Here is a 24,402-nt window from a genome sequence, read left to right as displayed (position 1 = left end):
GGTGGCGAACGTGGTTTTCTGTGCGCTGGCCACGTCTTTAATTGCACAGGCGAGAGGATCTGAAGGTGTCATATGTTGTTTGACCAGCATCGGGTATCGACGGTTAAGCCGGGCATCAAGCCCGGCGAGAGTAAAATTAAGAGCATGCTGAAAGGTAATAACATAAATTTCAATAAATGTGTAGATACCTATGCCCGCGTAGCGGGGAGATATAAACACTCTCGTTGGTTTGCAAACGGCAACTTGAAGTTAGATTGGTATATACCCGTCGTCTTTCAAGTTGCCGCTTTGTTGGCTGCGCTCATTCACCCCAGTCACAGAGTTATCTATGCTCCTGGGGGTTCATTCCCTTGCCGCCGCGCTGCATCTTGAAATCCATAGGGTATAAAACAAATAATAATTTACGCTAGAAAAATCAGGGCAAGAAGTGAACATTCACGCTCTTGCCCTGCTAGAAAAATTAACCCACGATTTTATTTAGTGATCGCCTAAGCGATCACCTATGTAAACCAAAAAGTTAATTTTTATCACCTAAAATTTATTATATGACTTGAAATAAAATCTCTTTTTTAGCTATCACTTTGCCCTTAGATATAATGTTAACTCCTTCATATTCATCAATATTACTAATAACAACCGGGCTGATTAAAGAGCGAGCATTCGCGTTCAGGTAGTCAAGATCCAACTTCAATATTGCATCTCCTGCTTTTACTTTTACGCCTTCTTCAATCAAACGGTTAAATCCCTTTCCATTTAATAAGACAGTATCAATACCTATATGGACAATGACTTCAACACCATTATCTGCGGTCATACAAAATGCATGATTCGTATCAAAAATTTTAACAACCCTACCATCAACAGGCGCAAAAACGGTATCCGATGTGGGCTTAATGGCAATACCTTCACCCACTATCTTACGAGAGAATGCTTCATCAGGTACATTTTCTAAATCAACTAATTCACCACTCATCGGCGCCATTAAGGTCAGAATAGGTTTACCTTCCGGCTGGTGATGCTTTTTTCCTAAAGATTGAGGCTCTGATTGCACTATTTCTGTTGATGCAGCAACGAAACCTTTCTTTAACAAGTCACGCATAGCATCGGCTATCAATTCTGCACGAGGCCCAACAATAACTTGGGCACTCTGTTTATTCAGGCGAATAACCCCTGAAGCACCGAGGCGTTTCACCGATTGATTATCGATTAAGCCTGAGTCTTTGACTGACAAACGCAATCGGCTGATACAAGCATCAATATTGGTCAAATTATCTGATCCTCCCACAGCGGCAATATATTGACGCGCTTCTTCCTCAATATTATGTACAGAATGACGGTTTTTCTTCACCCTATCGACATCATAGCCATCGGTTTCATCTGTGGCCGACAACTCCCGTCCTGGGGTCATCAAATTGAATTTTTTGATGGTGAAACGAAAAACAACATAATACAGGCAGAAGAATACCAAGCCCTGCGGGATCAACATGTACCAATGAACCGCCAGCGGGTTACGGGAGGAAAGTAACATATCGACAAACCCCGCACTAAAGCCGAACCCGGCAATCCAATGCATCGTGGCTGCGATATAAACTGAAATGCCTGCCATTATGGCATGCAAAACGTAAAGTACCGGAGCAACAAACATGAAAGAAAATTCAAGTGGTTCAGTCACACCCGTGAAGAAAGCGGCAAATGCCCCCGCCATCATAATACCGGCAACCTTGGCCCTATTTTCCGGACGGGCGCAGTGGTAAATCGCCAATGCGGCTCCCGGCAAGCCGAACATCATAATCGGGAAGAAACCCGCCTGATAACGGCCAGTGATACCCATAACAGCCGTTCCGGCTTCAATGGATTTCTGCCCACCAAGAAAGTTAGGAATATCATTGATACCAGCAACATCAAACCAAAATACTGAGTTCAGTGCATGATGTAAACCAATGGGTATCAGCAGACGGTTGAAGAAGGCATACAAACCCGCTCCAACGGAACCAAGATTGGTGATACTTTCACCGAATGCGACCAGCCAGTTGTAAACCATTGGCCAAACAAACATCAAGATAAAAGACACAACAATCATCAGGAAAGAGTTCAAGATAGGGACTAAACGACGACCACTAAAAAAAGACAGTGCTTGTGGTAGCTCTACCCTACTGTAGCGGTTATACAGTTCAGCGGAAAAGACTCCCACCAAGATCCCAACAAATTGGTTATCAATCTTGCCAAATGCTTTTGGGACTTCCCCAATCGGCATACCCTTAATCATTGCCACCGCTGCCGGAGAACAGAGTTGTATGACAACAATAAATCCGATAAGCCCTGCCAGTGCAGCAGCCCCATCTTTATCTTTCGACATTCCATAGGCGATCCCAATCGCAAACAACATACCCATGTTGTTCAGAATGGCATTGCCTGACGTGATAAGTAGTGCCGCCAACGCATTATCGGCTCCCCATCCCGTTGGATCAATCCAATAACCTACACCAACCAATATTGCCGCTGCGGGCAATGTCGCCACAGGCACCATCAATGCCCGTCCAATCCGTTGTAAGTAGCTCAGAATATTCACTTATGCCCCCTTGAAGCTCCGTTAATGGAGTCTTTTATTTAATAACGTAATGTCATCATTTATGTGCTTATTGTTAATAACATGAGTAGTCTAAAAAAATTATTTTGCATCGCAAATTAAATCCACCTAATATGTGATTAAAGTCACCCTAGTTGATAAACTTTTAATCAAAAATATAGCTAGATCGCAAAACTTATTTTATTATTGAAAATATCTATCTCACATTGAATACGACGAGCCCTACTGAGAACAAGTATGATGTGTGGTTTCGTCACACAGTTATCACGTACCACATTGATATCTCAGATATTACGAGTGGCGTATATAACTTCTCATTATTAGATAATTGACTGTTTTTTTAAGAGGTAATCATGAGGCTGATCCCCTTAACGACGGCAAGTGACGTTGGTCGCTGGTCTGCGCACTATATTGTAAGTAAGATTAATGAGTTCAATCCAACTGCTGAGCATCCCTTCGTGCTTGGTCTTCCCACAGGCAGCACCCCGCTGGCAACCTACAAAGAACTTATTTCCCTGTATCAAGCCGGAAAAGTGAGCTTCAAGCATGTTGTGACATTTAATATGGATGAATACGTTGGCTTGCCGGAAGATCATCCTCAAAGCTACCATTCATTTATGTACCAAAATTTCTTTAATCACATTGATATTCCAAAAGAGAACATCAATATGTTAAACGGAAACGCGGAAGATATTGATATTGAGTGCCAACGTTACGAAAATAAGATCACAGCTTATGGCAAGATACATTTATTTTTGGGTGGTGTTGGCAATGATGGGCATATTGCTTTTAATGAACCGGCATCTTCCCTTTCTTCCCGCACCCGAATTAAGACCTTGACCATTGAAACGCGAACAGCTAATTCCCGTTTTTTCAATCATGATGTGGAACAAGTACCCAAATATGCATTAACTGTTGGTGTCGGTACTTTAATGGATGCTAAAGAAATTATGATCTTGGCAACCGGAATGAATAAAGCACAAGCCCTGCAAGCCGCAGTAGAAGGGAGTATTAACCATATGTGGACAATCAGTTGCTTGCAGATGCATCCAAAATCACTGATTGTCTGTGATGAACCCGCCACGATGGAACTGAAAGTAAAGACTGTGAAGTATTTCCACCAGTTAGAGGCCGATATCGTTAATGAATTCGCCAGCTAAACTGATTTAGGAGTTAAGATATCAATGTACGCATTAACCAATGGCATTATTTATACCGGATATGACAGGCTCGATAACCATGCAGTCATTATTGCAGATGATTTAATTAAACAAGTCTGTCCGGTAAACGAGTTGCCAGCAGAGATTGAAAAACACGATTTGCAGGGTGCAAATCTCGCCCCAGGATTTATTGATCTACAAGTAAACGGTTGTGGTGGAGTCCAGTTTAACGAACGGCTGGAAGATATTTCAGAAGAGACGCTGCATATTATGCAGAAAACCAATCAGCGCTATGGTTGTACCAGTTTCCTGCCTACCCTCATCACCAGCCCTGATGAGTTAATGATAAAAGCCATTGATGTGATGCGCGCCTACCTGAAAAAAAATCCTTATCAGGCATTAGGGTTGCATTTGGAAGGGCCTTATATCAATCCAATAAAAAAAGGAACGCATAATACCGCTTATATCCGCAAACCTACCCCTGAAATGGTGAATTACCTGTGTCTGAATGCTGATGTGATTACCAAGATCACGCTCGCCCCTGAAATGGTGGAAAGCCAATATATTCGGCAATTAGCCGAAGCGGGTATCACGGTTTCGGCGGGTCATTCTAATGCGACTTATGAAGAAGCGCGTCACGGCTTCCAAAATGGCATGACTTTCTCTACCCATTTATATAATGCCATGCCGCCGATTTCTGGCCGTCAACCTGGGCTGGTCAGTGCTATTTATGATTCCCCAGACATTTATGCTGGCATTATCTGCGACGGAATGCATGTCTCATGGCCAAATGTCCGCAATTCCAAGAGATTAAAAAATGAGAAACTTATCCTGGTGACGGATGCCATTGTTCCCGCCGGGCTTGCTACCGATGCGATGGAACAATTTACCTTTGCTAATAAAACAATATATTATCGAAATGGCTTATGTGTTGATGAAAATGGGACACTGAGCGGATCATCAATCACAATGATTGATTGTGTCAAAAATAGTGTGGAACACGTTGGTATTGCTTTAGATGAAACATTGCGAATGGTGACGCTTTACCCAGCCCGCGCAATCGGTGTTGATAAACATCTCGGCACGATTGAACCCGGCAAGGTCGCGAATCTGACCGCATTTACTCATGATTTCAAAATCTGCAAAACCATTGTTAACGGCAATGAATTCAATCTACCGTGAGTATTAAAGACGAATGAGTAATGAAAACGCACAGAAGCAAATTGGTAATATTGATCTCGTCAAACAGTTAAACAGTGCGGTGGTCTATCGGCTGATTGATCAGCATGGGCCAATATCACGCATCCAAATTGCAGAAGAGAGCCAACTTGCTCCTGCTAGCGTAACAAAAATTACTCGCCAGTTGTTGGAGCGTGGACTGATCAAAGAAGTTGAGCATCAGGCTTCCACCGGCGGAAGGCGCGCTATCTCCATTATTACCGAAACACGCCATTTCCATACTATTGGCGTCCGGCTTGGGCGCCATGATGCAACCGTGGCGCTATTCGATCTGAGCGGCAAGATGTTAGTGGAAGCCCATTATCCTGTGCAGGAAAATAGTCAGCAAGAAGTCGAGAAACGGATTATTTGCGCCATTGAAAGTTTCATCGACAAAAACCAGCGCCGGATCCGTGAATTGATCGCCATTTCCGTGATCCTCCCTGGCTTGGTTGATCCTGAACAGGGTATCATCCGCTATATGCCACACATTAAGGTAGATAATTGGCCGCTGATTAATCATCTCAAAGCGCATTTTAAGACCTTCTGCTTTATCGGGCATGATATTCGCAGCCTTGCCTTGGCCGAAAACTATTTCGGGGCAACGCGCGATTGTGAGGATTCCATTTTAGTACGCATCCATCGCGGCACAGGCGCGGGGGTCATCGTTAACAACAACATCCTGCTCAACAAGCGCGGTAATCTGGGTGAAATAGGCCATATCCAAATCGATCCTCTGGGTGAACGCTGCCATTGCGGTAATTTTGGGTGTCTGGAGACTATCGCGTCCAATTCAGCAATAGAAGCCAAAGTGCAACATCAACTACGCCAAGGGTTCCCTAGCCAACTTTCCTTGAATAATTGTGATATCCATGCAATTTGCCTTGCAGCCAATGCGGGTGATCCTCTGGCAACAGAGGTCATCAGGCATGTCGGACTCTATTTGGGCAAGGCTATCTCTATCGCCATTAACTTGTTTAATCCCCAGAAAGTGGTCATTGCTGGAGAAATAACGCAAGCACAGCAGATATTGCTACCGACTATCAAGAGCAGCATTAATACCCAGGTATTAAAAGCATTCAGCGAAGACCTCCCGGTGGTGGTTTCTGAGCTAAATCATTGTTCAGCAATTGGTGCATTCGCATTAACAAAACGTGCAATGCTTAATGGGGTACTGTTACAACATCTTCTTGGGGGATAAATTTCACCGTTTTAGTCGACTTTGTCGACAAAATGTTTATAAGACAAACAAACAAACGATTTTGCGCATATTTCTTTAAAAAATCAGTTGACGCATTTGTCTGATATACGCATAATGCGCCCCGCACCGCCGATGAAGGCAAAGCGAAAAAAGATGGCTACGTAGCTCAGCTGGTTAGAGCACAGCACTCATAATGCTGGGGTCACAGGTTCGATTCCCGTCGTAGCCACCATCTTTGCGGGAGTGGCGAAATTGGTAGACGCACCAGATTTAGGTTCTGGCGCCGCAAGGTGTGCGAGTTCAAGTCTCGCCTCCCGCACCATTTTCTTCATTGGGTTGTACTTAGAATATGTTTTAGTGACGGTTTTAAGTTTTAGTATGTTGTTTCAGGTGGGGTATCGCCAAGCGGTAAGGCACCAGGTTTTGATCCTGGCATGCCCTGGTTCGAATCCAGGTACCCCAGCCATTTAACTGAAACAATAAGTTAAAACGATATAGTGTTGCCTAAACATTTCGAGAATAACAAAGGTTGCGTTGATAACATTCAGGTGGGGTATCGCCAAGCGGTAAGGCACCAGGTTTTGATCCTGGCATGCCCTGGTTCGAATCCAGGTACCCCAGCCATCTCTCTGGGCGTTATCATAACTCTTACGATTATCGTAAATGGCTACGTAGCTCAGCTGGTTAGAGCACAGCACTCATAATGCTGGGGTCACAGGTTCGATTCCCGTCGTAGCCACCATTTCTAAATTCTGTTGGGGTATCGCCAAGCGGTAAGGCACCGGATTCTGATTCCGGCATTCCCAGGTTCGAATCCTGGTACCCCAGCCAATATTTTCAATGTGTTACGTAAAATAACATATTGAAAAAATGCAAAAAAAGAATATACGATAAGGATATTCTTTAATGCAGAAACCACCAATCAAGGTGGTTTTTTTGTTTTATAGCCTTCAAAATTTCCTCATAAAAGCCATTTCAAAGAAAACCAAATAAATCTTCAACCCAATAGCATTAATTGGGTAAAAATAATACGCTTACTCGCCACTTGCATAAGTCCCGTATTGGGACTGGCATGACTTTATGAAAATAATATCCGTTGCATCATTAAAAACGTTTTGGGAAAAATATCCCGACGCAGAACAACCTTTAAAGGCCTGGTTTGACGAGGCAAAAAAAGCCTCTTGGAAAACACCTGCTGAAATTAAAACGCAATACCGCAATGCGAGTATTTTGAAAAACAATCGCGTAGTAAGTATTCAACATCAAGGGGAACGATTACCGCCTGATAGTTTCCATCTTTTACCCCGCAGGCTGGGTGTACATAAAATTCATCGGCACACACAAACAGTATGATGCCATAAATGCCAACATCATAGAGCCGGAGTGAACAATGAACATTAAACCTATTAGAACAGAAAGCGACTATCAAAAAGCATTAAAAGCTATTGCTCCACTGTTTGAAAATCAACCTGAAATTGGGACGCCTGAATTTGATTACATGGAAGTTATGGTGCTGCTAATTGAAGCTTATGAAGCGGAACATTACCCAATAGATCCACCAGATCCCATTGAAGCAATTAAATACAGAATGGAACAATCAGGATTAACCATTAAAGATTTAGAGTCAGCTATAGGTAAATCCAACCGTGTTTATGAAATTCTAAATCGTAAACGCAACCTGACATTACCTATGATCCGGAATCTGCACTGTATGTTCGGAATTCCTGCAGATATTCTTATAAAACCAACCAAACTAGCCCCATAAGGGGCTAGTTATTTTCAACCTAACAGGAATTAACCCATCACAGCCCCAATGCATATTTCAGTGCAAGATTTTTCACTACGCCTGAACGTTGCGCTGCCACCAATGCTAAATTTCGGACCGTTTTCAATCCCGGCAAATCATTGCTGAATGTGGTATGGAAAAAATCCATGCCCGCTTGCATCACCAAATTATCCGGCATCCTGCGACGCTGATAACGCATTAAGACCACCAAAGAATCCCATTCTTCCAACAATTCCTTAGCATCCGTCAATACCTTGAGTAAAACATCAACATCCCGATAGCCTAAATTTACTCCCTGCCCTGCCAATGGGTTGATGGTATGGGCCGCATCCCCCAGTAAAACCAACCCTTCTTGTACGTAACGACTGGCATGATGGCGGGTCAGTGGAAATGAACCCGCGGCGATCGGCGTGACTTTACCCACGCGAGGAGGAAAGGCCTGAAAAATTTCTCGTTCAAGCTGTGTCATCGTCATCGACTGTAACTGGCGAATACGGGCGGGAGAATCGTACCAAACTAATGAAGCCCATTGATCAAACAGTGGCAGGAACGCCCTGGGACCCGAAGGAAAAAATTGTTGCCATGTTATATCTTGTTGAGGCTGCTCACTCTTGACAGTGATCAGCATACACGACTGGCGATATTGCCACCCTTTACTGCCAATACCCGCCAGTTGACGAACCTGAGAACGGGCACCATCTGCGCCAATAATCAGCCGTGCATCAATTTCCGTGCCATCCACCAATGCCACCAACCACGTTTTATTCTGACGCTGCATAGATTTCAGCGCGGTGGGACAAAACAAGGTCAGATTCGGGTAACGCTCAAACTCCTGCCACAAGGCCAGTTGTAAGACATGATTTTCAACCATGTACCCTAACTCTGGCAGCCCCAAACTTTCAGCATCGAAAATAACGTTCGAATCATTTTGCTCCCATGTTTCCAGCTTCCGATAGGGGGCACTGCGCATTTGCAATACGTTTTCCCATGCTCCTAATTGTTTCAGTAAATCCACCGAAGCACAGCTAATTGCAGATATACGAACATCGGGTTCACTATCCGCATCGTAAGACGCAGGAGGTTGGTGCTCCAACAATGCAACACGCCAACCTTCCTGCGCTAATCCCAATGCTGTCGCAGCACCAATCATACCGGCGCCAACGACAACAACATCGAATTTTTGTTGTGGATTATTCATATTCATCACGTCATTAACTTATTGATTAAAATAGTGTACCGGAATTTTCCTTTTCTGGCCGTGAATATCCGTTGCAACAGTCTGGTCACTGGTGCCTCAAATGACTACAATAGCCAACAATATTATGCTAAATACACGACGTGCAATATTGTGCGATATATTGCACTTTTCAGTGTTAATGCATCATTCCACTGGAAACACCGGATACAACAAAATGTCGACGATAAAAAAACTGTATATCAAAACTTGGGGTTGTCAGATGAACGAATACGATTCATCCAAGATGGCCGACTTGCTGGAAACCACTCACGGTTATCAGTTAACCGATGTCGCCGAAGACGCAGATATCTTACTCCTGAATACTTGCTCAATCCGTGAAAAGGCTCAGGAAAAAGTCTTTCACCAACTCGGCCGCTGGAAGGGGCTGAAAGATAAAAACCCGGAAATCATTATCGGAGTGGGTGGTTGTGTTGCTTCCCAGGAAGGGGATTACATTCGCCAGCGCGCACCGAGTGTCGATATTATTTTTGGGCCACAAACCCTGCACCGCCTGCCTGAGATGATTAACCATGTAAAAGGGACTCGCAGCCCGGTCGTTGACATCAGTTTTCCTGAAATTGAAAAATTTGATCGTCTGCCAGAACCCCGTGCAGACGGCCCAACAGCTTTCGTTTCTATCATGGAAGGCTGCAATAAATACTGCACATTCTGTGTCGTGCCTTACACCCGTGGGGAAGAAGTCAGCCGTCCTAGTGATGATATTTTATTCGAAATTGCACAGCTTGCCGCGCAAGGTGTACGTGAAGTCAATCTGCTCGGCCAAAACGTTAATGCCTATCGAGGCGCTACGTTTGATGGCGATATCTGCACATTTGCGGAACTGTTACGTCTGGTTGCCGCTATTGACGGTATCGACCGCATTCGCTTCACCACCAGCCATCCTATTGAGTTTACCGACGACATCATTGCAGTCTACGAAGACACCCCTGAATTGGTGAGCTTCCTACACCTGCCCGTCCAGAGTGGTTCTGACCGTATTCTTACTTTAATGAAACGCGCCCATACTGCGCTAGAATACAAAGGTATTATTCGCCGTTTGCGTAAGGCGCGCCCTGACATTCTGATCAGCTCTGACTTCATCATCGGTTTCCCAGGTGAAACACAGGATGATTTTGAAAAAACGATGAAACTGATTGCCGATGTTAACTTCGACATGAGTTTTAGCTTTATCTATTCAGCGCGCCCAGGCACACCGGCAGCCGATTTGCCAGATGACGTCAGTGAGGAAGAGAAGAAACAGCGCTTGTACCTGCTCCAGCAGCGCATTAACCAACAAGCCATGAGCTACAGTCGCGCAATGCTTGGCAGTACACAGCGTATTCTGGTTGAAGGCCCATCACGCAAAAATATCATGGAACTCTCTGGCCGTACCGAGAATAACCGCGTGGTTAACTTTGAAGGAACGCCTGATATGATTGGTAAATTTGTCGATGTCGAAGTGGTTGACGTCTATGCCAATTCCCTGCGTGGTAAAGTCATCCGTACTGAAGATGAGATGGATCTGCGTATCCATGAGTCACCTGAATCAGTCATTGCCCGTACTCGCAAGGAAGATGAACTCGGCGTTAGCTTTTATCAGCCTTAACAGGCCCTAACATAGAGATAATCAGTGACACAAATCAACCCACAAGTAGCAACCCAAGAAATCTTTTTGGAACCCGTAGACAATCAACGTTTGATGAGTCTGTGTGGACCACTTGATGATAATCTGAAACAACTTGAGCGTCGTTTGGGCATTGAGATTAACCGCCGTGACAACCGTTTCAAACTGGTAGGTAAGCCGCTGTGTGTGAATGCAGCTGCAGAAATACTGCGTCACCTTTATGTCGAAACCGCTCCTGTACGCGGCCTGATACCCGATCTTGAGCCTGAACAGGTTCATCTTGCGATTACGGAAAGTCGGGTACTGGAACAAGCCGCAGACAGCGTTCCCGAATATGGTAAGTCCGTCAATATCAAAACTAAACGGGGTGTTGTAAAGCCCCGCACCCCTAATCAGGCACAATACATTGCTAACATCCTTGATCACGATATTACGTTCGGGGTTGGGCCTGCGGGTACAGGAAAAACGTATTTGGCTGTCGCCGCTGCCGTTGATGCACTGGAGCGTCAGGAAATCCGCCGTATCCTGTTGACTCGTCCTGCGGTTGAAGCTGGCGAAAAGTTGGGCTTTCTGCCGGGTGATCTAAGCCAGAAAGTCGACCCTTATCTGCGTCCGCTTTATGATGCCCTGTTTGAGATGATGGGATTTGAAAAAGTTGAGAAGCTGATCGAAAGAAACGTTATTGAAGTGGCGCCTCTGGCTTATATGCGTGGACGAACCCTCAATGATGCCTTTATTATTCTCGACGAGAGCCAAAACACCACCATCGAACAGATGAAAATGTTCCTGACCCGCATTGGTTTTAATTCCAAGGCAGTCATTACAGGTGATGTCACTCAGATTGACCTACCAAGAGGTCAAAAATCAGGACTGAGCCATGTAATAGAGGTTTTATCTGATGTTGATCAACTCAGTTTTAACTTTTTGCATAGCGAAGATGTTGTTCGCCATCCAGTGGTGGCAAAAGTTGTTATCGCCTATGAAGCATGGGAAGCGGCAGAGCAGGAGCGCAAAAAAGCGCTCAATGATAAACGCAAACAGGAAGCACAATGAGTTCGGTCATCTTAGATTTACAAATTGCATGTGAAAACCCCGAAGGGCTTCCCACGGAAGTCCTTTTCCAGCACTGGCTGGAAGGCGTTCTGCCACAATTTCAGGCAGAAAGTGAAGTCACTATTCGTCTGGTTGATGAGGCAGAAAGCCACGATCTAAACCTCACTTATCGTGGGAAAGATAAACCCACTAATGTGTTATCTTTCCCATTTGAAGCTCCGCCTGAAATTGAATTACCTTTACTCGGTGATTTAATTATCTGTCGTCAAGTTGTTGAAAAAGAGGCAGAGGAGCAACAAAAAACGGTCGAGGAGCACTGGGCACATATGGTGATTCACGGCAGCCTTCATCTTCTGGGATATGATCATATTGAAGATGATGAAGCGGAAGAAATGGAAGCTCTGGAAACAGAGATCCTAAAAAAAATGGGTTATCCTGATCCCTACCTCGCGGAAAAAGAATAACCCTTGCCAACATTTTTATGTTAAACATAACAGTCTATGATTTTATATGGGGATTTTTATTAAAACGCCATGAGCGACGACCATCCTTCAAGTAACGATACCCCTGACCCTAAGAAAGGCTTTTTTGCACTTCTTAATCAGCTTTTTCACGGTGAACCAAAAAACCGTGATGATTTGGTTGAACTGATCCGTGATTCTGAGCAGAACGACCTCATCGACCCCGACACCCGCGAGATGCTCGAGGGTGTCATGGATATTGCTGATCAACGCGTGCGTGACATTATGATCCCACGCTCACAGATCGTTACCTTAAAACGCAACCAATCTCTGGACGAATGTCTGGATGTTATTATCGACTCGGCCCATTCACGCTTTCCTGTGATCAGCGAAGACAAAGATCATATCGAAGGCATATTAATGGCGAAAGATCTGCTGCCTTTCATGCGTACAAATGCAGAACCTTTCAGCATTGATAAAGTCCTGCGCCAAGCTGTCGTAGTGCCGGAAAGTAAACGTGTTGACCGCCTGCTGAAAGAATTTCGTTCCCAACGCTACCATATGGCGATTGTGATCGATGAATTTGGCGGCGTTTCGGGGCTGGTCACCATTGAGGATATTCTTGAACTGATTGTCGGTGAAATAGAGGATGAATACGATGATGATGACGATAACGATATTCGTGCTTTAAGTCGCCATACCTATTCAGTGCGGGCATTGACTCAAATTGAGGATTTCAATGACGTTTTTGGCACCCATTTCAGCGATGAAGAAGTTGATACCATTGGTGGACTGGTCATGCAAGCATTTGGGCATCTGCCTTCACGTGGGGAATCCATCACCATTGATGGCTACCTGTTTAAAGTGGCAATGTCTGATAGCCGTAAGATCATTCAGGTTCATGTAAAAATACCGGATGATGCTGACGTTCCTAGCCTTGATAAACCATAATAGGATCTGGATGAACAAAGCCTCATTAATGAGTTGCCAGCGGCTACGTGCCGTTCTGGCACTTTTCTTAGGAGCCAGTGGAACGCTGGCTTTTTCACCTTTTGATTTCTGGCCTGCTGCACTTGTTTCCCTTTTCGGCCTGCAAATCCTTTCCTTGAACAGAACAACCCGTCAAGCCTGTTTTATTGGTTTATGTTGGGGGCTGGGCTTATTTGGCAGCGGCGCAAACTGGGTTTATGTCAGTATCGCTGACTTTGGTGGCATGCCAACCGCCGTCAATGTCTTTTTAGTGATCCTGCTATCTGCCTACCTTGCCCTTTATCCTGCTCTATTTGCCGGTTTATTGAACCGCTTTTTCCCGGCTGCCAATGGCATCAGGTTGGTTATAGCCAGCCCGGCGTTGTGGCAATTGACTGAATTCTTGCGTGGCTGGGTATTAACTGGGTTTCCGTGGCTACAATTTGGTTATAGCCAGATTGATGGCCCGATGAAGGCCATTGCGCCTGTCTTGGGTGTGGAAGGTATTACTTTCCTACTGATGATGATCAGCGGGTTACTGGTTTTTGCGGCCACTCAGAAAAAAATTTCCGCCGCGATCTTCGCTATTATCCTGCTGCTACTACCGTGGCCGATGAGACATTACCCGTGGTATACCCTACAGCCAGAAAAAGCCACTGATATTGCTTTGGTTCAAGGTAATATTCCCCAAGACATAAAATGGGACCCCAGCGTGCTTGGGAAGACACTGGATGTCTATTTAGATAACAGCCGCCCTTTCATTGGTAAAACGCCCATCATCATCTGGCCTGAATCTGCCATTCCTGATTATGAATATAACCAACGTGATTTCCTGACCAAATTGGATGCCGTACTGAGAAAGCACAATACCAGCTTGCTCACCGGCGTCGTAGATGCCCGTTCGACATTGGAAGGTTATAAATTTTATAACAGTATTATCGTATTGGGGGATAAAACGCCTTACCAATACCCAGCGCTAGCCCGTTACGACAAACATCACCTGGTGCCGTTTGGTGAATTTGTGCCATTGGAATCAATACTGCGTCCCCTGGCACCTTTATTCAATTTGCCTATGTCTTCCTTTAGCCGAGGTCATTACATCCAGCCCCAACTTTCTGTTGCTGGGCACAAGATTACTGCTGCGATCTGCTATGAAATTATCTTGGGTGAACAGGTGCGTGATAATTTCAAGCCTGATACAGAGTTCCTCCTGACCGTTTCTAATGATGCCTGGTTTGGACGCTCCATTGGCCCGTGGCAGCATTTTCAAATGGCTCGGATGCGTGCCCTTGAACTGGGCCGTCCTCTGCTAAGAGGAACGAATAATGGTGTTACAGCAGTCGTCAATCCAGATGGCTCCATTCAGGCTGAACTTCCACAATTTACCCGACAGGTACTGGAAGCTAACGTTACACCCGCCAACGGGGTAACACCTTATTTTCGCTTCGGGAATTGGCCAATATGGGGAGTAAGCGCCCTGTTTTTAGTCTTTTCTTTTATGAAAAAACGCCGAAAAACTTAATTTCCTATCTTTCTCATAATTGAAAATTAAAAAGAGTCCGGGCATATTATTTATGCCCGGATTTCATTTAATCATCGATTTCATCACTAAAATAGCAACAACCAATCACATATTTCACCACAAAGAACCAACCAAAACAGAATATTGCTTCAAATAGTGCAAAGTGTGAACAGCATTCAACATTATTTGCCTTTTAATCACGCATAAATGAAATTGTTCATTTATAGTGCGATGTGAGTCGCGAAACAGAAACATTATGGTTTCAAAAAAGTAACATTATGAATTATTTTTTTACGGTATATAAACAAAAAATCAGAAAATCGTTTCGACAGTCTTATTCATTTATGTAGAAACATGCAGAAACACAATTATCTGTGAGAGAGCCTCATTTCACGAAAAAAACAACCGGATATAGGAGTTGTATATGCGTAAGCTAATGTTAGCCATGATGTTACTTAGTACAGTTGGTGCTGCCCATGCCGAGGAATTGACTGGAACACTGAAAAAAATCAAAGATAATGGCGTTATCGTTGTTGGGCACCGAGAATCTTCTGTTCCGTTCTCTTACTACGATAATCAGCAAAACGTCGTGGGTTATTCCCAGGATTATTCCAACCTGATCGTTGATGCGGTCAAGAAAAAACTGGATATCCCTAATTTGCAAGTCAAGCTGCTCCCGATTACTTCCCAGAACCGCATTCCCCTACTACAAAACGGGACTTTCGATTTTGAATGCGGATCCACAACCAATAATTATGAACGGCAAAAACAAGCGGCATTCTCCAATACGATCTTTGTCGTCGGTACACGTCTGCTGACCAAAAAAGATTCAGGCGTCAAGGGATTTGATGATCTGGCAGGAAAAAATGTTGTTGTCACTTCTGGCACCACTTCTGAAATTTTGTTGAATAAGCTCAATGATGAAAAGCAAATGAAGATGCGGATCATCAGTGCCAAAGATCATGGTGATTCGTTTCGTACTCTGGAATCAGGCCGTGCTGTCGCCTTTATGATGGACGATGCCCTGCTCGCTGGTGAACGCGCCAAAGCGAAGAAACCCGATCAGTGGATTATTGTTGGCAAACCACAATCGGAAGAAGCGTACGGCTGTATGCTACGCAAAAATGATCCTCAATTTAAGCAATTGATTGATGACGTTATAGCCAAAACACAAACCTCCGGTGAAGCAGAAAAAATGTTTGATCGCTGGTTCAAAGAACCCATTCCACCTAAGAATCTGAATTTAAACTTCTCTATCTCAGATGAAATGAAAGACTTGTTTAAGGCTCCAAACGATAAAGCATTGAATTAGTTAAACAATAACCCCAATTTTATTGGCGGATCGGGTATGAGGTAGTCGTTCCCTACCTCATTTTTTCCCGAATTTAGATTTCGATGAATGACAGCTAACCCCATATCAGGGAGTTCGATTATGTCCGTTAATTGGGATTGGGGCATCTTTTTACAAGCTGCCCCTTTTGGTAATACCACCTATCTGGGGTGGCTTATTTCTGGTTTTCAGGTGACGGTGGCACTTTCCGCCTGCGCTTGGATCATTGCATTCGTTGTCGGTTCGTTGTTCGGTATTCTCCGTACAGTGCCGAATAAATTCCTTTCTGGGCTTGGAGCCTGTTATGTTGAGTTATTTCGCAACGTCCCTCTCATTGTCCAATTTTTTACCTGGTATCTGGTGGTCCCCGAATTTCTGCCCAAAAACCTAAGCGATTGGTTCAAAATGGATCTTGACCCCAATATCCAATTTTTTATCTCCTCAGTGGTTTGCTTAGGGTTATTCACGGCTGCCCGTGTCTGCGAACAAGTTCGTGCGGCAATCCAGTCACTCCCAAGAGGGCAAAAAGCCGCAGGGCTGGCAATGGGCTTAACGTTGCCACAAACCTATCGCTATGTTCTGTTGCCAAATGCCTACCGAGTGATCATTCCCCCAATGACCTCGGAAATGCTCAATTTGGTGAAGAACTCAGCCATTGCCTCCACAATCGGCTTAGTCGATATGGCAGCTCAGGCCAGTAAATTGCTGGATTATTCCGCACACGCCTATGAATCATTTACCGCGATCACATTGGCCTATGTCGGTATCAACCTCGTGATTATGCTTGCCATGAGCATATTGGAGAAAAAAGTACGTTTATCGGGCAACATAGGAGGGCAATAAAGCAATGTATCAATTTGACTGGAGTTCAATTATACCGAGTTTGCCCTTTCTTCTGAATGGGTTATTGATAACGGCAAAAATTACTGTGACCGCCATTATCATCGGTATTGTCTGGGGAACCATTCTGGCAATTATGCGCCTCTCATCCATCAAGGCATTGAGTTGGTTTGCCGCCCTCTATGTTAACCTTTTCCGCTCAGTACCACTGGTGATGGTATTACTGTGGTTTTATCTGATTGTGCCTAACTTATTACAAAATATTCTAGGCATATCGCCAAAAACTGATATCCGTTTAATTTCTGCAATGGTAGCGTTTTCGCTCTTTGAAGCAGCTTACTACTCCGAAATCATTCGGGCAGGCATCCAGAGCATTTCTCGCGGGCAATCTTCTGCGGCGCTGGCGTTGGGAATGACCCATATGCAAAGCATGCGGCTAGTCATACTGCCACAAGCCTTTCGGGCGATGATCCCATTGCTGCTGACACAAGGCATTGTATTATTCCAGGATACTTCTCTGGTATATGTATTGAGTCTGGCGGATTTTTTCCGTACAGCAACGAATATTGGTGAGCGTGATGGAACCCAAATTGAAATGGTTCTGTTTGCCGGCTTTGTTTATTTTGTGATTAGTTTTTCCGCTTCTATGCTGGTTAACTATTTGAAGAAAAGGACTGTTTGATGATTTCCCTGAAAAATATATCCAAGTGGTATGGCCAATTTCAGGTTCTTACTGACTGCTCGACTGAAGTCAAAAAAGGCGAAGTGGTCGTGGTCTGTGGGCCTTCCGGTTCCGGCAAATCCACACTGATAAAAACGGTCAATGGCCTTGAACCTGTCCAGCAAGGTGAAATTCGAGTAAACGACACAAAAGTCAATGACAAGAACACCAATCTGGCACAACTGCGTTCCAAAGTCGGCATGGTGTTTCAGCATTTTGAACTTTTTCCGCACCTGTCGATTATTGAAAACCTGACACTGGCCCAGATTAAAGTGTTAAAACGGGATAAGAAAGAAGCGACTGAAAAAGGATTAAAGCTGCTGGAGCGAGTTGGGTTAACCAGCCATGCAGATAAATTCCCATCACAACTCTCTGGTGGTCAGCAACAACGGGTTGCCATTGCCAGGGCGCTCTGTATGGATCCTATTGCGATGCTGTTTGATGAACCCACTTCCGCACTTGATCCTGAAATGATTAATGAAGTGCTGGATGTCATGGTGAAACTGGCAAACGAAGGTATGACTATGATGGTTGTCACCCATGAGATGGGATTTGCCAAAAAGGTAGCGCACCGTGTTATTTTCATGGATGAAGGCAAGATTGTCGAAGACAGTAAGAAAGAAGATTTCTTTGCCAACCCAAAATCAGAGCGTGCCCGCGATTTTCTGGCGAAAATTCTGCACTGATTTGTCCTTGTCGGCGGAGGGCAAAGCTGCCGCCGACCTTAAATTTCCCCTAAAAATAAGTCATTTTCCTCAATCCACCTTTAACAAGAGTTGTTGCCTCCATCCCTTATCAGCTATGCTATGGGATCTTAGATTTCATAAATAAACCAAACACGCTAAACGCGTCGCTTTATTACTCACCATAGGATTATCGGTGCCATGCAAGAACAATATCGTCCAGAAGACATAGAACAACAAGTCCAGCTTCATTGGCAAGAGAAGCAAACGTTCAAAGTGACAGAAGACAACAGCAAAGAAAAATATTATTGCCTGTCCATGCTACCTTACCCTTCTGGCCGACTACATATGGGCCATGTCCGTAATTACACTATTGGTGATGTCATTTCCCGTTATCAGCGCATGTTAGGTAAAAATGTACTGCAACCTATCGGTTGGGATGCCTTTGGCCTGCCAGCAGAAGGGGCTGCGGTCAAAAATAATACCGCTCCTGCCCCATGGACTTATTCCAACATTGAATACATGAAAAACCAGTTAAAAAAACTGGGTTTTGGCTATGACTGGGATCGTGAAGTGACGACCTGTACGCCAGAGTACTACCGTTGGGAACAGTGGTTCTTCACCCAATTGTACGAAAAGGGTCTGGTATACAAAAAAACGTCTGCCGTTAACTGGTGTCCACATGACCAGACAGTCCTCGCTAATGAGCAGGTTATTGATGGCTGTTGCTGGCGTTGTGATAGCCAGGTTGAGCGTAAAGAGATCCCGCAATGGTTCATTAAGATCACCGCTTACGCAGAAGAGCTGCTAAACGATCTGGATAAACTGGAAGATTGGCCTGAACAGGTCAAGACCATGCAACGCAACTGGATTGGTCGTTCTGAGGGTGTGGAAATCACATTTAATGTTGCTGACAGCCAGGAAAAACTCACCGTTTACACCACTCGCCCGGATACATTCATGGGTGCAACTTATGTTGCTGTCGCAGCGGCTCACCCTCTGGCAAAACAAGCGGCAGAAAATAATCCTGAACTGGCAACATTCATCGATGAATGTCGGAATACCAAAGTGGCTGAAGCTGATATGGCAACGATGGAGAAAAAAGGCATGTCAACAGGCATGTTTGTCATTCATCCATTGACTAATGAAAAAATCGCTATCTGGGTTGCCAACTTTGTCTTGATGGAATACGGCACGGGTGCGGTTATGGCTGTTCCGGCGCACGACCAACGGGATTGGGAATTTGCCACCAAATACAACCTGCCAATGAAAGCCGTTATTCTTGACAATGATGGCAATGTACCAAACGTGCAAGAAGCGGTGATGACTGACAAAAATGCATTGGTCAATTCCGGTGAATTCAGCGGATTGAGTCATGAAGAAGGCTTCAATGCTATCGCTGACAAGCTGGTTGCCATGGGCGGCGGACAACGTAAAGTCAATTACCGCCTGCGTGACTGGGGAGTTTCCCGTCAACGTTATTGGGGTGCTCCAATTCCAATGGCAACCCTGGAAGATGGCACGGTTGCCTCTGTTCCAGAAGATCAATTGCCGGTCATCTTGCCAGAAGATGTCGTGATGGATGGTATCACCAGTCCAATCAAAGCTGATCCAACATGGGCAAAAACAACCATCAACGGTCAGCCTGCTCTGCTCGAAACGGATACCTTTGATACCTTTATGGAATCTTCATGGTATTACGCCCGTTATACCTGCCCAGATTATGATAAAGGTATGCTCGATCCGGCTGCGGCTAACTATTGGTTACCCGTGGATCAATACATCGGTGGTATTGAACACGCTATCATGCATCTGATGTATTTCCGCTTCTTCCACAAATTGATGCGCGATTCCGGCATGGTCAACTCTGATGAACCCGCCAAGCGTCTGCTGTGCCAGGGCATGGTTCTGGCCGACGCTTTCTACTATGTCGGCAACAACGGCGAAAAAATTTGGGTATCGCCAGCCGATGTCATTGTTGAACACGATGAGAAAGGCCGTACCGTAAAAGCGATAGATAATGACGGTCATGAACTGGTTTATACTGGCATGAGCAAAATGTCGAAATCCAAGAACAATGGTATCGATCCGCAAATTATGGTCGATAAATACGGCGCTGATACCGTTCGTCTGTTTATGATGTTCGCCGCACCACCAGAACTGACTTTGGAATGGCAAGAATCTGGTGTGGAAGGCGCTAATCGCTTCCTGAAACGCATTTGGCGTCTGGTTCATGAGCACAGTAATAAAGGGGCAACCCAGCCGCTGGATATCAGCAAGCTGACCGAAGAACAAAAAGATCTGCGCCGTGACTTGCATAAAACCATCGCGAAGGTCACTGATGATATTGGTCGCCGCCAGGCGTTCAACACCGCGATAGCCGCTATCATGGAGTTTATGAATAAGCTGACTCGCGCACCACAGGAAACTGAGCAAGATCGCGCATTGATGCAAGAAGCAGTAACAGCGGTTGTACGTATGCTTTCACCTATCACGCCACACGCTTGTTTCGTCATGTGGAAAGCACTTGGCAATGAGGACGACATTGACACTGCGGCATGGCCACAAGCTGATGAGCAGGCAATGGTAGACGATACTAAGCTGGTCATTATCCAAATTAACGGTAAAGTTCGTGGCCGCATTACTGTACCGGCAGATGCGACAAAAGAGTATGTCCAAGAGATGGCAACACAAGAATACAGTGTGAAGAAATATCTTGAAGACGTTAGTATCCGCAAAGTCATCTACGTGCCAGGTAAGTTACTGAACCTGGTTGTAGGCTGATAAAGGAGAGCCTATTTGTGGTAGAAAATAATCTACGACACGCTATTTTCACGTTGTTACTTGGGTTAGCGGTGCTGGTCACCGCTGGCTGTGGTTTCCATCTTCGGGGCACAACCCAAGTACCCAAGGAGCTGCAAACATTGCAATTAAGTTCTGGAGACCCTTATGGGCCGCTGGCACGGGCAGTACGTCAGCAACTTCGGTTAAACGATGTCAAAATTGTTGAAAATGGTAATGCTTCAATACCGATCCTGAAACTTGTTGGCTCCAGTGAAAACAAAGAGACAGTTTCTATCTTTCAGGATGGTAAATCGGCTGAACGTCAGTTGGTTCTGAATGTTGATGCTCAAATTCTGATGCCGGATGGCAGCACCTATCCATTGCAGGCAAGGGTTGATCGTTCGTTCTTTGATAACCCATTGGAAGCATTGGCGAAGGATGCGGAAAATGAGCTGGTTCAACAAGAAATGCGTGAACAAGCGGCCCGTCAGCTTATGCGCCAATTGCTGACTGTTCATAGTGCAGAACTCCTGAAAGCGCAAGCAAAACAGAAAGCTGCGGCTACACAGAAGCAATGATCCGACTGTATCCTGAACAACTTCTCTCGCAGCTCAATGAAGGGCTGCGAGGCAACTATCTGTTGTGGGGCAACGAGCCATTATTATTGCAGGAAAGTCAGGACAGCATCCGTAAAGTGGCTGAACAACATGGCTTTATGGAACATTTCACTTTCTCATTGGATAACCATACCGATTGGGATGAAATATTCAGCCTGTGTCAGTCACTTAGCCTGTTTGCCAGCCGCCAGTCTCTCACCCTGCTACTTCCAGAAAATGGCCCCAATGCCGCTATGGCAGAGCGACTGACCAAACTATCGGGGTTGTTGCATTCAGATATCTTGCTGATATTGCGTGGACACAAGCTCACCAAAGCACAAGAAAATAGCCCGTGGTTCAAAGTCATTGGACAAAATGGGATATACGTCAGTTGCTTGACCCCTGAGCAAAATCGCCTGCCGCAATGGGTGGCACAAAGAGCCAAAAACCTGGGGCTAATACTGGAAAATGAAGCCAACCAACTACTGTGCTATTGCTATGAAGGAAACTTATTGGCATTGTCCCAGGCGCTGGAACGTCTTTCCCTGCTCTATCCTGATAATCGACTGACACTTCCTCGTGTAGAAGAAGCCGTCAACGATGCGGCTCACTTTTCCCCCTACCATTGGGTTGATGCTTTACTGGCAGGCAAAATAAAGCGGGCATGGCATATATTGAAACAGCTTCGGCACGAAGATATTGAGACGGTTATTTTGCTTCGTACTATACAGAGAGAACTCATGCTGCTTTTGGTACTTAAGCGTCAATATACGACTGTTCCTTTGAAAGCGTTGTTTGATCAACATAAAGTTTGGCAAAATCGCAGGGCATTGCTGTCAACCGCTTTACAGCGTCTATCGCAGAGAGAACTGCAATCTGCCATACATTTGTTGACCCAGATAGAACTGCGTGTCAAACAGGATTATAGCCAATCCATTTGGTCTGACCTGGAAACGCTCTCCATGTTGTTATGCGGAAAACCATTACCAGAGAGTTTCCTGAATGCTTGACTCTATTAACCCAATCAGTATTGATTCAATGAATACGGCTAAAGTCGATACCCTTAATTCTGCAACCAATGGGAATTCTCCGGTTATTCAGGCGCTATTCGGTGGCACATTCGATCCCATTCATTATGGTCATTTGCGGCCTGTGGAAGCCTTGGCTCAATTAGTGGGACTCAAGCAGGTGATCTTATTACCGAATCACGTTCCTCCGCATCGCCCTCAACCTGAGGCAACGGCTCAGCAACGGCTGGAAATGGTTCGTCTGGTGGTGCGGGATAACCCTCTGTTTACCGTAGATACCCGCGAACTGGAACGGCAATCACCCTCTTACACTGTCGAAACCCTGAAATCTTTTCGTCAGGAAATGGGTGAGCAACACCCATTGGCGTTTATCATTGGGCAGGATTCATTGCAAACTATCCATACCTGGTATAAGTGGGAAGCGTTGCTCGATATTTGCCATCTGTTGGTCTGCTCCCGTCCGGGTTATCAAAGCCAACTTTCGGCGCCAGGCATGCAGTCATGGCTTGAAAAGCATCAAATTGACTCTCCATTCCTATTGAGCCAAAAACCACACGGTTGTATTTATCTGGCAGCCACTCCGTTATTAAACATTTCAGCAACGGATATTCGCCAACGTCACCAGCAAGGGGGTAATTGCGATGATTTGCTGCCTCCATCAATACAAAATTATATCGATTCACAGGGGCTATATAAGAAATAGCGGAACCATGCAGTGATTTGCAGCTAACTCGCTTACTTTTATGGAGATTGGCATGTTATTATTCTGCATTACTCAACCCATTTTATGAAATAAAGGTGATCCTTTTGCAAGGCACAGAACTACAACAATTTGTTATTGATAAACTTGAAGATTCCAAAGCTCAAGATATTGTTTCTATAGATGTCCGTGGAAAATCCAGCATTACTGACTGCATGGTTATCTGTACCGGCACATCAAGCCGCCACCTGATGTCTGTAGCCGATAATCTCGTGGATGACTGCCGCCAAGCCGGTATCATGCCTCTCGGTGTTGAAGGACAAGGCATTTCAGACTGGGTAGTCATCGATCTCGGCGAAATCATGGTTCATGTTATGCAAGAAGACAGCCGCCGTATGTATGAACTGGAAAAACTCTGGAGCTGAGTTTGAAGTTACAATTGGTCGCTGTAGGAACAAAAATGCCGGACTGGGTACAGACCGGCTTCATAGATTATTTGAATCGTTTTCCCAAGGATATGCCTTTTGAGCTTATTGAAATTCCAGCGGGGAAACGGGGCAAAAATGCGGATATCAAGCGCATTCTGGAAAAAGAAGGCGAACAAATGCTGGCCGCGGTGGGTAAAGGCAACCGTATTGTGACCCTGGATATTCCTGGCTCTCGTTGGGATACGCCGCAATTGGCACAACAGCTTGAACGTTGGAAGCTGGATGGCAGAAATGTCAGTTTGTTAATTGGTGGCCCTGAAGGTTTAGCCCCTGCCTGCAAAGCAGCCGCGGAACAAAGCTGGTCACTTTCTCCTTTAACTATGCCACATCCTCTTGTACGGGTTCTGGTTGCTGAGAGCCTTTATCGAGCATGGAGCATCACGACTAACCACCCTTATCATCGGGAATAAATTG

Annotated in this window: 22 protein-coding genes, 6 tRNA genes and 1 pseudogene; 26 read left to right on the top strand and 3 right to left on the bottom strand. The window is 45.1% G+C overall.

Annotated elements, in window-relative coordinates:
* Both Xkoz_RS26855 and nagE read right to left on the bottom strand, forming a co-directional pair.
* Positions 1-219 (bottom strand): hypothetical protein (locus Xkoz_RS26855; protein WP_208615219.1); only part of this gene is annotated, 219 nt, incomplete at its 3' end.
* 322 nt (positions 220-541) lie between these two features.
* A complete protein-coding gene (nagE, locus tag Xkoz_RS26850) occupies positions 542-2,569 on the bottom strand; it encodes an N-acetylglucosamine-specific PTS transporter subunit IIBC (RefSeq protein ID WP_099141538.1) in 2,028 nt (675 codons plus the stop codon).
* 371 nt (positions 2,570-2,940) lie between these two features.
* On the opposite strand from nagE, the gene nagB reads away from it, so the two are divergent.
* From nagB to Xkoz_RS26795, 11 genes and pseudogenes are all read left to right on the top strand, one after another.
* A complete protein-coding gene (gene nagB / locus Xkoz_RS26845; protein ID WP_099141537.1) occupies positions 2,941-3,747 on the top strand; it encodes a glucosamine-6-phosphate deaminase in 807 nt (268 codons plus the stop codon).
* Positions 3,748-3,771: 24 nt separating this feature from the next.
* The gene (gene nagA / locus Xkoz_RS26840) at positions 3,772-4,929 is read left to right on the top strand and encodes an N-acetylglucosamine-6-phosphate deacetylase (protein ID WP_099141536.1); all 1,158 of its coding nucleotides are present in this window, start codon (positions 3,772-3,774) and stop codon (positions 4,927-4,929) included.
* Positions 4,930-4,942: 13 nt separating this feature from the next.
* Positions 4,943-6,166 (top strand): DNA-binding transcriptional regulator NagC, encoded by a 1,224-nt coding sequence (nagC, locus tag Xkoz_RS26835; protein ID WP_099141535.1) that lies wholly within the window; start codon positions 4,943-4,945, stop codon positions 6,164-6,166.
* A 155-nt stretch (positions 6,167-6,321) separates the two neighbouring features.
* Positions 6,322-6,398 (top strand) — tRNA-Met (locus Xkoz_RS26830).
* Positions 6,399-6,403: 5 nt separating this feature from the next.
* A tRNA-Leu gene (locus Xkoz_RS26825) sits at positions 6,404-6,488 on the top strand.
* Between the two features lie 69 nt (positions 6,489-6,557).
* Positions 6,558-6,632, top strand: a tRNA-Gln gene (locus tag Xkoz_RS26820).
* 83 nt (positions 6,633-6,715) lie between these two features.
* Positions 6,716-6,790 (top strand) — tRNA-Gln (locus tag Xkoz_RS26815).
* Positions 6,791-6,831: 41 nt separating this feature from the next.
* Positions 6,832-6,908, top strand: a tRNA-Met gene (locus Xkoz_RS26810).
* Positions 6,909-6,922: 14 nt separating this feature from the next.
* A tRNA-Gln gene (locus tag Xkoz_RS26805) sits at positions 6,923-6,997 on the top strand.
* Positions 6,998-7,246: 249 nt separating this feature from the next.
* Positions 7,247-7,553: pseudogene (locus Xkoz_RS26800) on the top strand (type II toxin-antitoxin system HigB family toxin).
* 3 nt (positions 7,554-7,556) lie between these two features.
* Complete coding sequence (locus Xkoz_RS26795) at positions 7,557-7,931, top strand: helix-turn-helix domain-containing protein (RefSeq protein ID WP_099141534.1); 375 nt, start codon at positions 7,557-7,559, stop codon at positions 7,929-7,931.
* 37 nt (positions 7,932-7,968) lie between these two features.
* On the opposite strand, the gene ubiF is transcribed toward Xkoz_RS26795, so the two are convergent.
* Positions 7,969-9,150, bottom strand: coding sequence for a 3-demethoxyubiquinol 3-hydroxylase (ubiF, locus tag Xkoz_RS26790; protein WP_099141533.1), 1,182 nt, complete (start codon positions 9,148-9,150; stop codon positions 7,969-7,971).
* A 214-nt stretch (positions 9,151-9,364) separates the two neighbouring features.
* Here ubiF and miaB point away from each other — a divergent pair, with 214 nt between their 5' ends.
* The 15 genes from miaB (at position 9,365) to rlmH (ending at position 24,398) form a co-directional block, all read left to right on the top strand.
* On the top strand, positions 9,365-10,795 hold the full coding sequence (gene miaB / locus Xkoz_RS26785) for a tRNA (N6-isopentenyl adenosine(37)-C2)-methylthiotransferase MiaB (protein ID WP_099141532.1): 1,431 nt from the start codon (positions 9,365-9,367) through the stop codon (positions 10,793-10,795).
* Positions 10,796-10,888: 93 nt separating this feature from the next.
* A complete protein-coding gene (locus tag Xkoz_RS26780) occupies positions 10,889-11,866 on the top strand; it encodes a PhoH family protein (protein ID WP_422646065.1) in 978 nt (325 codons plus the stop codon).
* A complete protein-coding gene (gene ybeY / locus Xkoz_RS26775; protein WP_099141530.1) occupies positions 11,863-12,330 on the top strand; it encodes an rRNA maturation RNase YbeY in 468 nt (155 codons plus the stop codon). The genes Xkoz_RS26780 and ybeY overlap by 4 nt, the downstream gene beginning before the upstream one ends.
* A 69-nt stretch (positions 12,331-12,399) precedes the next feature.
* Complete coding sequence (gene corC / locus Xkoz_RS26770; RefSeq protein ID WP_099141529.1) at positions 12,400-13,278, top strand: CNNM family magnesium/cobalt transport protein CorC; 879 nt, start codon at positions 12,400-12,402, stop codon at positions 13,276-13,278.
* Between the two features lie 10 nt (positions 13,279-13,288).
* Complete coding sequence (lnt, locus tag Xkoz_RS26765; RefSeq protein ID WP_099141528.1) at positions 13,289-14,818, top strand: apolipoprotein N-acyltransferase; 1,530 nt, start codon at positions 13,289-13,291, stop codon at positions 14,816-14,818.
* A gap of 424 nt (positions 14,819-15,242) precedes the next feature.
* Positions 15,243-16,130: an amino acid ABC transporter substrate-binding protein gene (locus tag Xkoz_RS26760; RefSeq protein WP_141554399.1), complete on the top strand. Its 888-nt coding sequence runs from the start codon at positions 15,243-15,245 to the stop codon at positions 16,128-16,130.
* A 120-nt stretch (positions 16,131-16,250) separates the two neighbouring features.
* Positions 16,251-16,991 (top strand): amino acid ABC transporter permease, encoded by a 741-nt coding sequence (locus Xkoz_RS26755; protein WP_099141526.1) that lies wholly within the window; start codon positions 16,251-16,253, stop codon positions 16,989-16,991.
* Between the two features lie 4 nt (positions 16,992-16,995).
* Positions 16,996-17,670: a glutamate/aspartate ABC transporter permease GltK gene (gene gltK / locus Xkoz_RS26750; protein ID WP_099141525.1), complete on the top strand. Its 675-nt coding sequence runs from the start codon at positions 16,996-16,998 to the stop codon at positions 17,668-17,670.
* A complete protein-coding gene (locus Xkoz_RS26745) occupies positions 17,670-18,395 on the top strand; it encodes an amino acid ABC transporter ATP-binding protein (RefSeq protein ID WP_099141524.1) in 726 nt (241 codons plus the stop codon). Before gltK ends, Xkoz_RS26745 begins: the two co-directional genes overlap by 1 nt.
* A gap of 198 nt (positions 18,396-18,593) precedes the next feature.
* Complete coding sequence (gene leuS / locus Xkoz_RS26740; protein ID WP_099141523.1) at positions 18,594-21,176, top strand: leucine--tRNA ligase; 2,583 nt, start codon at positions 18,594-18,596, stop codon at positions 21,174-21,176.
* A gap of 17 nt (positions 21,177-21,193) precedes the next feature.
* Positions 21,194-21,754: an LPS assembly lipoprotein LptE gene (gene lptE / locus Xkoz_RS26735; RefSeq protein ID WP_244183423.1), complete on the top strand. Its 561-nt coding sequence runs from the start codon at positions 21,194-21,196 to the stop codon at positions 21,752-21,754.
* Positions 21,751-22,782 (top strand): DNA polymerase III subunit delta, encoded by a 1,032-nt coding sequence (gene holA / locus Xkoz_RS26730; RefSeq protein WP_099141521.1) that lies wholly within the window; start codon positions 21,751-21,753, stop codon positions 22,780-22,782. Before lptE ends, holA begins: the two co-directional genes overlap by 4 nt.
* Positions 22,783-22,810: 28 nt before the next feature.
* Complete coding sequence (nadD, locus tag Xkoz_RS26725) at positions 22,811-23,503, top strand: nicotinate-nucleotide adenylyltransferase (RefSeq protein WP_244183426.1); 693 nt, start codon at positions 22,811-22,813, stop codon at positions 23,501-23,503.
* A gap of 95 nt (positions 23,504-23,598) precedes the next feature.
* Positions 23,599-23,925, top strand: a complete 327-nt coding sequence (gene rsfS, locus Xkoz_RS26720) for a ribosome silencing factor (RefSeq protein WP_099141549.1) — start codon at positions 23,599-23,601, stop codon at positions 23,923-23,925.
* A gap of 2 nt (positions 23,926-23,927) precedes the next feature.
* Positions 23,928-24,398 carry a 23S rRNA (pseudouridine(1915)-N(3))-methyltransferase RlmH gene (rlmH, locus tag Xkoz_RS26715; protein ID WP_099141519.1) on the top strand — a complete coding sequence of 157 codons (471 nt, stop codon included), beginning with the start codon at positions 23,928-23,930 and terminating at the stop codon, positions 24,396-24,398.
* Positions 24,399-24,402 lie beyond the last annotated feature (4 nt).

Source organism: Xenorhabdus kozodoii (assembly GCF_002632875.1).
Lineage (GTDB): Bacteria > Pseudomonadota > Gammaproteobacteria > Enterobacterales > Enterobacteriaceae > Xenorhabdus > Xenorhabdus kozodoii.
The sequence above is the reverse complement of the archived record's forward strand: the minus strand, read 5'-3'. Positions and strand labels throughout refer to the sequence as shown.

Bases quoted from the DNA above. Each gene is read 5' to 3' on its own strand.
- nagB (WP_099141537.1), top strand. From the start codon at position 2,941: ATGAGGCTGATCCCCTTAACGACGGCAAGTGACGTTGGTCGCTGGTCT.
- nagA (WP_099141536.1), top strand. From the start codon at position 3,772: ATGTACGCATTAACCAATGGCATTATTTATACCGGATATGACAGGCTC.
- nagC (WP_099141535.1), top strand. From the start codon at position 4,943: ATGAGTAATGAAAACGCACAGAAGCAAATTGGTAATATTGATCTCGTC.
- Xkoz_RS26795 (WP_099141534.1), top strand. From the start codon at position 7,557: ATGAACATTAAACCTATTAGAACAGAAAGCGACTATCAAAAAGCATTA.
- ubiF (WP_099141533.1), bottom strand. From the start codon at position 9,150: ATGAATAATCCACAACAAAAATTCGATGTTGTTGTCGTTGGCGCCGGT.
- miaB (WP_099141532.1), top strand. From the start codon at position 9,365: ATGTCGACGATAAAAAAACTGTATATCAAAACTTGGGGTTGTCAGATG.
- Xkoz_RS26780 (WP_422646065.1), top strand. From the start codon at position 10,889: ATGAGTCTGTGTGGACCACTTGATGATAATCTGAAACAACTTGAGCGT.
- ybeY (WP_099141530.1), top strand. From the start codon at position 11,863: ATGAGTTCGGTCATCTTAGATTTACAAATTGCATGTGAAAACCCCGAA.
- corC (WP_099141529.1), top strand. From the start codon at position 12,400: ATGAGCGACGACCATCCTTCAAGTAACGATACCCCTGACCCTAAGAAA.
- lnt (WP_099141528.1), top strand. From the start codon at position 13,289: ATGAACAAAGCCTCATTAATGAGTTGCCAGCGGCTACGTGCCGTTCTG.
- Xkoz_RS26760 (WP_141554399.1), top strand. From the start codon at position 15,243: ATGCGTAAGCTAATGTTAGCCATGATGTTACTTAGTACAGTTGGTGCT.
- Xkoz_RS26755 (WP_099141526.1), top strand. From the start codon at position 16,251: ATGTCCGTTAATTGGGATTGGGGCATCTTTTTACAAGCTGCCCCTTTT.
- gltK (WP_099141525.1), top strand. From the start codon at position 16,996: ATGTATCAATTTGACTGGAGTTCAATTATACCGAGTTTGCCCTTTCTT.
- Xkoz_RS26745 (WP_099141524.1), top strand. From the start codon at position 17,670: ATGATTTCCCTGAAAAATATATCCAAGTGGTATGGCCAATTTCAGGTT.
- leuS (WP_099141523.1), top strand. From the start codon at position 18,594: ATGCAAGAACAATATCGTCCAGAAGACATAGAACAACAAGTCCAGCTT.
- holA (WP_099141521.1), top strand. From the start codon at position 21,751: ATGATCCGACTGTATCCTGAACAACTTCTCTCGCAGCTCAATGAAGGG.
- nadD (WP_244183426.1), top strand. From the start codon at position 22,811: ATGAATACGGCTAAAGTCGATACCCTTAATTCTGCAACCAATGGGAAT.